Origin of the sequence: uncultured Abiotrophia sp., from assembly GCF_938010525.1 — a bacterium.
Lineage (GTDB): Bacteria > Bacillota > Bacilli > Lactobacillales > Aerococcaceae > Abiotrophia.
Genome location: NZ_CALLVK010000006.1, coordinates 20,750 through 29,678 on the forward strand (window position 1 = coordinate 20,750; position 8,929 = coordinate 29,678).

Here is an 8,929-nt window from a genome sequence, read left to right on the forward strand (position 1 = left end):
GTTCTGCTAATCACCAAATGAATGTATAAAAAAGGGAGAAAGCTATGTTAGGGAAAAACAATCATTACCTTCGTCGCTTGCGCGAAGGTGAGAAGATCACACATTACACCATTAAAAAACTTAGCGTAGGGGTGGCTTCTGTTGCAGTCGGCTCCTTCATTATGCTGAACTCTGGTCAAGCATATGCAGCTGAGCCAGCATCTGTTCAACCGGCAACGGCACATACCCAGGCTGAATCGTCCGACGGCACGGGCGCTAGCCAGGAGTCCAGCGTCAGTGAACAAGCAGCGGTCTTATCCGCCTCTAGTGAGGAGGCTTCTTTGGTGTCCGCTGAAAGCAGCCAAAGTTCTGAGACTTCTACAAGCTCAGAAAGTGCTAATTCTAATGAAGCAAATAGCTCAGAATCCAGTCAGTCTTCAGCTGACGAGAGCAAGCCTGAGCAAAAGGAAGACAGCAAACTTGAGCCAAGCCGTCAAAATGATACGCGCAAGACGCCAGGTTATGCGGTAAAACCTGTTGAGAAACCAGCTAGCGCGGCTATGCCACGCCCTGATAACCAAGGGACTCCGATGACTCAAGGTTCTGGTTTGCGTGGGAGCGGGACTGGCGCCTACAGCGATATGAAGGCACCTACTGGAACCGGCCAGGTACCAGTTATCGACCCACAAAGCCTAAACGATGAAGAAAAACGTAGAGTACGGGAAGCATTCATCCGCTTGAATCCAAAATTAAGACTTTCAGAACGGAATATCGACTTCACGGATGATGGCAAGATTGTGATCACCGATAGCAAGAATCAACACCGCTATGTAGCCTTCTTGGATGAAGTGGTAACTAGACAGAACAATCCGGCGGCGACTGCGGCTCCGACTATTCGTGGTACGTATGGTGATAAATTATCTTCTTCAGATTCTACCATTACAGGTACCGGTATTCCTGGTGCCACAATTAAGTTAACCTTGCAAGATGGCACCTTCCAGACGACTACAGTCAATAATGATGGGGAGTGGACCATTGAGCTTCAAAAGCCAATTCGTTCAACAGCCAATATTATGGATTCGGGTGCCCCTCTGTCATTCATTCAGATTCATAACGGTCAAGATAGTCCCGCTGTCACTAAACAAGTTGAGCTTGGGGTCTTCTATTTCTTAAAAAACAGCTTAGCGACTGGTCAATCCAACCTGATTGCTGGGCAGAAGTACATGGATATTGCTGTTCCTCATGATGCTCAAATGTTTTCTATCGAAACCAACTTAACTGGTGGGACCAATGACAACCGTTCGCAAATCTCATTAAAGAAAGATACTTCAACTAGCGACTGGTCAATCAATGGTGGTGGTACCTTCGTTCGTAAGGATACTGCTTACCCAGAAATGATTGAGAAAATTGAAAAGTTGCCGGGTGCGCCAGTTGGTTATGAGTTTTTAAGACTGACGATGAAAGATGACTATCGAGTAAAAGAGGTTGGCGATACCGTTCTGAAGTTCAATGGGAACAACCGACCATTGGGCCCAGCTAAAGTAACGGTCACAAACTCTGTTCGCTTTGCTGTCAGATATCATCCTACCGGTGGTGCGGCTGTCCGTCCTTCGACAACTGATACTGCCTCCAACGAAAAGCCAACCATTGCGGTTAAGACACCTTCTTTAGAGGTTGACATTAATCAACCTGTTAGTGAGTCAGCAATCAAGGATTTAGTAACGGTTGCCGACCTAGAGGACGATGCTAAACAAACAAACGGGACACCAGTTCAAGCTGAGATTGTTTCCTACTCCAAGGATGGTCGTACGGTTGCCCGTATCGATTCTTCTGTTGAAAGTGAATACACCGTTACTTTGCGTGCTAAGGATAGCCAAGGTAAGTTGTCAGATAACACTGTTCAAGTACAAGTCCTTGTGGGCTTAAAGCGTGAAGCAGCTAAACAAGCAGTGGCTAATGCAGCGCAACGCAAGAACACTGAAATTGATAACAATGTTGATTTGACAACTGAAGAACGTGCAGTTGAACGCCAAAAGGTGACCGACGCTCAAAATTCAGCCAATACTGCCATTGATCAAGCTAAGACTAGTCAAGCTTTAGCGACGGCTCAAAATAATGGGACAAGTACTATCAACGCCTTGACCCAGACGCCAGTTGCTAAACCAGCGGCTCGCACAGCCATCGAAACCGCAGCTAATAACAAGGTTCAACAGATCAATACGGATCAGAACTTGACTAATGAAGAGCGTACTGATCAAGTTGCCGCTGTTCGTCAGAAAGAAACAGCAGCCAAACAAGCAGTGGCGGCTCAAACAACCACTCAAGGTGTTACTTCAACTCAAAATGCGCAAGTTCAGGCTATTAACGATACGCCGATTACTGCGGTTAAGAAACCAGCAGCCCTAGCAGCTATCCAAGCAGCGGAAGCAGCTAAACGTCAGCAAATTCAAGATAGCCAAATGCTGGCAGAAGAGAAGACTGCTGCACTGCGCGACTTAGATAGCAAGGTTCAAGCGGCTAAGGATGCCCTGAACTCAGCACGCTCTAACCAAGACGTTCAGAATATTGAAAACAATGAGCTTAGCCAGATTCAAGCAGTTCCAACTCAATCTCCAGCCCGTCAAGCTGCTACTAATGAGATTATGGATGCCTACAATGCGCGTAAGCAATTGATTTCCAATGAATCATGGTTAACGACTGATGAGAAGGACGAAAAACTGCGAGAATTAGAGACAGCCAAGGATGCTGCACTTGAACGTGTTAACCAAGCAAGCGGAGACTATGAACTTAATTCTGCCAAAACAGACGGTATCTCGACTGTTAACAGTGTTTCTATCCAGGGTACTAAGAAGCTAGATGCCAAGAACACTGTAGATACTGCGCGTGAGGCTATGTCGACAGCTCTTAATGCAACAAGCAGTGATTGGACTGCCGAAGAGAAATTAGGCGCCAACGATAAATTGCTCCGGATTGCAGAAGCAACCGAAGCAAGAATTTTGGCAGCGACATCTAATGACAACTTGCAACAAGTTGTCAATGAAATGCTTGCTGAAATTGAAGCAGTAAGACCACCAGCAATTGTCAAACCAGCGGCTAGAAAGGCCATTGAAGAAGCTCTTGCTGAACGCATTAAGCAAATCCAAGCTCAAGGCGACCTAACGGTTGAAGAGCGTGAACAATACCTTGAACAAGTTAAGCAAGCTGCTCAAGATGCCCACCGAGACATTTTAGCTTCTTACGGTGAAGTAGAGGTTCAAGCTGCCAAAGAAGCGGCCCTTGCCAAGATTAATGCGCCGGCTGTTCCGGTTAAGCGTAATACAGCCTTGGCAGCCGTTCGTCAAGAAGCTGAAACTAAACGCCAAGAAATCGAGAATAACCTTGATCTAACCGCTAATGAACGTGATGTCTTATTAGGTCAGGTAGACCAAGTTCTTGCTGCGGCTGAGCAAGCCATTAACCAAGGTACTCGTAATGCAGATGTCGAAGACAAGCAGACTGAGGGTACTAACAATATCCGTGCCATTCAGGTACAAGCATCTGTAAGACCACAAGCTATTCAAGCTGTGAATGAACAAGCAGACGCTCAACGTCAAGCTATTAACCAAGCGCAAGGTTTGACTGATAACGAACGTCAAGCAGCACTCAATCAGCTTGATCAGACCCTTGCCAAGGCGATTGCAGATATTAAGGCTGCTGATGACAATGAAGAAGTAGGGAATGCCAAAACCAAGGGTATTCAGGATATTCAAGCAGTCACAGCGGTAGCTAAGATTAAGAACGAAGCCATCCAGTCCGTTCGCCAAGTAGCGGATGCCAAGAAGGATAACATTTTACAAAATCAAGAATTAACGGCTGAAGAGCGCAAAACGCTCACGGACGCTATTGAGGCTGAAGTTCAGAAGGCAGTTGGCTTAATCAACCAAGCCAATAGCAATGAAACAGTCACAGCTGAGAAGAATTTAGCTGAAGAAACGATTGCTAATCTGCTGGTAACTCCAGAAGTTAAGCCAAATGCCATCAAAGAACTGCAAGATCAGGCGGCCATCAAGACGCGTGAAATTCAAGAAAACAAGAGCTTGACCGATGAAGAGCGTCAGAAATTTACGCAAGACCTTCAACAAGCCCTTGATAATGCTAAGAAGCAAATTCAAGACGCTGAAAATACCCAGGCGGTTAACGATGCTAAGACCCAGGGGCTTGGTAACATTGTAGCCATTAGCCCATACGGCCAAGTGAAGGCAGATGCTCTCGCTGAGATTGAAGCGGCACGTGCAGCTAAGAGTCAGGAAATTCAAAGCAAGGAAGGCTTGACGGCTGAAGAACGTCAAGCTGCTGAGACACGTTTAGCAACAGAAGTACAAACGGCAAAAGATTCTATTGGACAAGCAGCTGACAATGCGGGAGTCGGCAATGCGAAGTCCTATGGTTTAAGAGCAATTGAAGCTATTAAACCAGAGCCACTCACTAAGCAAGCAGCTAACGAGGCATTAGATAACGCCGCTCAAACTAAACGTCAACAAATTACTGACAACAAAAACCTCACCACTCAAGAGAAGCAAGCAGCGATTGAGGAGGTTAACCAAGCCTTAGCAACAGCTAAAGGCAAGGTAGAACAAGCCTCTGGCCGAGATGATGTAGCCCAAGCGCAAGCCCAAGGTTTGAACGCGATTGGCGATGTAACAGGCCAAGCTCTTAAGAAGCCACAAGCGAATGCTGATATTGAAGCGGCGGTTGCGGCTAAGCGTCAAGAGATTGAAGGCAACAAAACGCTGACCAATGAGGAGCGTCTGACAGCCTATACCCAATTAGAAGCCAAGCATCAAGATGCCCTGCAGGCGATTGCGGATGCCGCAAGCAATGAAGATGTGGAGCAAGCCCTTAACACGCATAAGTCAGGTATCGAGAGCTTCACTCCGACGGCGTCAGTTCGTCAAGCGGCTTTGGATGCCTTTGATAGAGAAGCGGCAGTACGTGCTAATAACATTGAAACTTTCTCTGATTTTACTGAAGAAGAGCGGAGAGACCACAAGCAACGCTTTGAAGCCCTCAGAGATCAGTTGCGTCAATCTATTCTGGATGCCGGGACTGACCGTGAAGTACAAGATGCCCATGATAATGGGATTTCTGGTCTTCATAGCTTCTCTCTGACAGCTACTAAGAAACGTGATGCCATCAGTGATCTGACGCAAGAAGCACAAACTAAACGCCAACAGATTCAGACTGCGCCAAACTTAACAGATGATGAGCGTGTGGAACTTAATAAGAAATTAGATCAAGTCCTTGATGAGGCAAAATTGAGCGTTCATCGTTCAAATACTAACGACAAGGTCCAAGCTGCTAATGATACTGGTGTCGAAAAGATTCGTGCCATTGGGACAGAATCTAAGATTAAGGCAGCAGCCAACCAAGCCTTGGGGACTGCGGCTGAAAATAAACGTAACGAGATTCGTCAGAATAAGCTCTTAACTAAGGAAGAGAAAGACAAGGCCATTGAGTCAGTGGACCAAGCCCTTACAGATGCACTCCAAGCAATCCAACAAGCGACGACTAACCAACAAGTCGGCGACCAAGAAAGTCAGGGGCTTCAAGCAATCCAAAACGTCCCACAAACTCCAGTAAGCAAGCCAGCTGCTCTGGCGGAAGTTCGACAAGCTGCTGCTAATAAGACGTCTACCATCCAGTCTAACGACAACTTGACGAGCGATGAGAAGGCCGAAGCTATCCAGAAGGTTAACACCGAGCTAGCTAAGGCTGAAAAAGACATCAATGAAGCAGCTGACGACCTCACTGTAGGCGTTGTGAAACAAGGTGGCATTACCAACATTGGGAATGTGCCAGTTAACCCAACCGTCAAGCCAACCGCTATCCACGAACTTGAAGAAGCAGCGTCTAAGAGACGCGGTGAGATTCAGCAGACAGAAGGCTTAACTAAGGAAGAGAGAGAACAAGCACTTGCTCAAGTAGAGAATGCCCTCCAGACGGCACGTCAGGCTATCACTCAAGCTGACTCTAATGAAGCAGTGGCGACTCAGAAAACCCAAGGTATCCAAAACATTCAAGCTGTTACAGCAACCCCAACTGCTAAGCCAACAGCAATCAATGAAATTGAGGCAGCCGCGGAAACGAGACGCAGAGAAATCCAAGAACTTCCTGGCTTAACACAAGACGAGAAAAACGAAGCCAAGGAGAGAGTGAATCAAGCAGCAACCTTGGCTAAGCAAGAAGTGCAAGCAGCAGCAGACCAAAACGCTGTGAATCAAGCTAAGACCAATGGACTAGTCGCAATTAATGCTGTCACGCAAGAAGCGAAGGCACGTCCAGATGCCATCAAGGAAGTTGTTGCGGCAGCGGATCGAAAGAAGGCTGAGCTTCGTGACAACCAAGACTTGACCATTGAAGAGAGAGCGCAACTAATTCAAGACGTCGACACAGCGGTTGATAGAGCAAAAGACGCGATTAACGCTGCGGAAACAAATGACAAGGTAGCGCAAGAACAAACTAATGGGACGCAAGCCATTGCCGCCATTACTGCAAATCCAGTGGCTCGTCCAGCAGCGAAAAGTGCGATTGAAGCGGCAGCGCAAGCCCGTCGCAACGAGATTGACCGACTTGAAGGCTTAACTAGCGAAGAGAAAAACCAAGCTAAGCTTGCTGTAACGGCAGCTGAGACAGATGCCCTAGAAAAACTCAAGCAAGCCCAACAAAAGACAGACGTTGACCAAGCTCAATCTGATGGGATTGCAGCTATTAAAGCTGTAACCGCACAAGCTCAAGACAAGCCAAATGCTTTGCAAGAAATCCAAACAGCAGCAGACGCCAAGAAACGTCAGATTGAGGAAAGCAAGGCATTCACTCAAGAAGAGAAGAATGAAGCGATTCAGAAGATCAATCAAGCTGTTCAAGATGCGCAAGCTAAGATCAACCAAGCGGAAGATAGAACAGGCGTCTTCAACGCCAAACGCGAAGGCTTAGACGCGATTGAAGCTATTCAAGCTGAGGCGCAGACTAAACCAGCAAGTCTAGCGGCTATCGCAATCTCTGAGCAAGCTAAGAAGAACGAAATTGAAAATAATAATCAATTAACTCGCGAAGAGAAAAATGATGCAATTAGTGCCGTAGAAGCCAAAGCTCGTGATGCTCGCACTGCAATTGAAAATGCCAACACCTTGCAAGAGGTTGAAGAGCAAGAACGCCAAGGTAAATTCGCAATTGACAGTGTACCACAAGTGCCGACAACGAAGGCAACAGCGATTAATGAAATTGAGGCGGCGGCCACGACTAAACGTCAAGAAATTCGCGACAAAGAAGGCCTGACCGAAGAAGAACGTAACCAAGCCTTAGCAAAAGTTGACTCAGCAGTCCAAAACGCCCGCAACGCGATTAACACAGCGGACACCAACACATTAGTGGGCAATGCCAAGGAAAATGGCTTAGGTGTAATTCGTGCCATTGAGGCGGAAGCCAACGCGAAACCAGCGGCGTTAGCGGCGGTAGAGCAAGCAGCCAACGTGAAGAAGGCAGCGATCCAAGCCAACGATGCGTTAACGAGCGATGAGAAAGCGGAAGCCGAGCGTAAGGTCAACGAAGAGTTAGCGAAAGCGCAGCAAGCGATCAATGCGGCAGCGGATGACGCAACGGTGACGAGCGAACAAGGCAAGGGTACGACCGCGATAAGCGGGGTAGCCGAAACGCCAGTGGCTCGACCAGCGGCGGACAAGGTCGTAGAAGACGCAGCAACCGCTAAGCGCCAAGAGATTCAAAACAATGGTGGCTTAACGGATGAAGAGAAAGCGGCAGCCATTGCGAAGGTAGACGCAGCGGAGCGCGATGCGAAGGCAGCCATCAAGGCAGCCGAAAGCAGTGCCGACGTAGCAGCCAAAGGTGAAGCAGGTAAGGCAGCGATTGAAGCGATTAAAGCGATCGAGGACCAAGCCCAAAGCACGAAGGCCTTAGCGAAAGCCGAGATTACGCAAGCGGAGCAAGATAAGAAGCAAGAAATTGAGAATAACAATCAATTAACTCGCGAAGAGAAGAACGACGCAATCCGTGCGGTAGAAGCGAAAGCGCAAGACGCGCGTAATGCGATTGATGCAGCGCAGAAATTGGCGGATGTTCAAACGCAAGTAGCGCAAGGGAAAGCAGCCATCACTGCGGTACCACAAACACCAGAAGCGAAGAATGCGGCGAAAGCAGCGATTCAATCAGCGGCGGAAGCTAAGAAGGATCAAATCAGCAAGAACAATGCCTTGACGGCAGAAGAGAAAGCCGAAGCGACACGCAAGGTAGACGAAGCCGTAACGAAAGCCAACCAGGCGATTGATGAGGCAACGACCAACCAAGCGGTAACGGATAAGCAAACTGAAGGAACGCAAGCGATTCAAGCAGTGCCAGAAACGGCCGTGGCGAAGCCAGCGGCGATCGCAGCAGTCCAAGCAGCAGCGGAAGCCAAGAAGCAACGGATTCAAAACAATGGTGGCTTGACTTCAGAAGAACGTGCGACAGCAGTTGCGAAAGTTAACGAAGAGTTAGCGAAGGCGACAGCAGCAATCCAAGGCGCGACCACGCAAGGTGACGTGACGGGTGAACAAACCAAGGGGATTGCGGCGATTAACAATGTAGCCGAAACGCCAAGCACTAAGACGGAAGCGAAGGACGCGATTGCGACAGCAGCGGAAACGCAACGTCAAGCAATCCAAGCTCGACCAGACTTAACGCAAGACGAGAAAGACGCAGCCAAGGCGAAAGTGACGGCAGCGGAAACGACGGCTAAGCAAGCAGTGGAAGACGCGGCAGACCAAAACGGTGTGGAAGCAGCTAAGACGAATGGTACGAGCACGATTGCGGGTATCAATCCAGATGCCAAGTCACGCCCAGATGCGATTAAGGCAGTGGAAGCAGCGGCGGAAGCTAAGAAGGATCAAATCAGCAAGAACAATGCCTTGACGGCAGA

1 protein-coding gene is annotated in these 8,929 nt (G+C 48.1%); it reads left to right on the forward strand.

The window, feature by feature from the left end; all coding sequences use genetic code 11:
• Positions 1–44 precede the first annotated feature (44 nt).
• Positions 45–8,929 (forward strand): DUF1542 domain-containing protein (locus Q0339_RS01260; RefSeq protein WP_298076958.1); only part of this gene is annotated, 8,885 nt, incomplete at its 3' end.